This window comes from Streptomyces sp. SID11385 (assembly GCF_010548245.1).
Classification (GTDB): Bacteria; Actinomycetota; Actinomycetes; order Streptomycetales; family Streptomycetaceae; genus Streptomyces.
In genome coordinates this window covers 1-374 of sequence record NZ_JAAGLR010000064.1, presented here as the reverse complement: position 1 = coordinate 374, position 374 = coordinate 1, and the positions used below count along the sequence as shown (strand labels likewise).

Genomic DNA, 374 nt, shown 5'->3' with positions numbered 1-374 from the left:
CACCCCCCCCGAACCGGGACCCCGCATGACCGCCGCGCACCCGCCCGTCCCCACGCCCGTCCGCATCCTGCTCTGCGACGACCACGCCGTCGTACGCGCCGGGCTCCTCGCGCTCCTGGGCAGCGAGCCCGACATCGAGGTGGTGGGCGAGGCCGGCAGCGGCGAGGAGGCCGTCGCCCTGGCCACCAGGCTCACCCCCGACGTCGTCCTGATGGACCTCCAGCTGGGCGAGGGCATCGACGGCGTCGAGGCGACCCGCCGGATCGTGGCGGGCACGGAAAGCACCCACGTCCTGGTCCTCACCACGTACGACACGGACGCCGACATCACCCGCGCCATCGAGGCCGGTGCCACCGGCTACCTGCTGAAGGCCG

At 74.3% G+C, this 374-nt stretch carries 1 protein-coding gene; it reads left to right on the top strand.

What is annotated here, in order from left to right:
- Positions 1-25: 25 nt before the first annotated feature.
- Positions 26-374: response regulator transcription factor (locus G3I42_RS02390; protein WP_164282191.1), on the top strand; the 349-nt coding region annotated here is incomplete at its 3' end.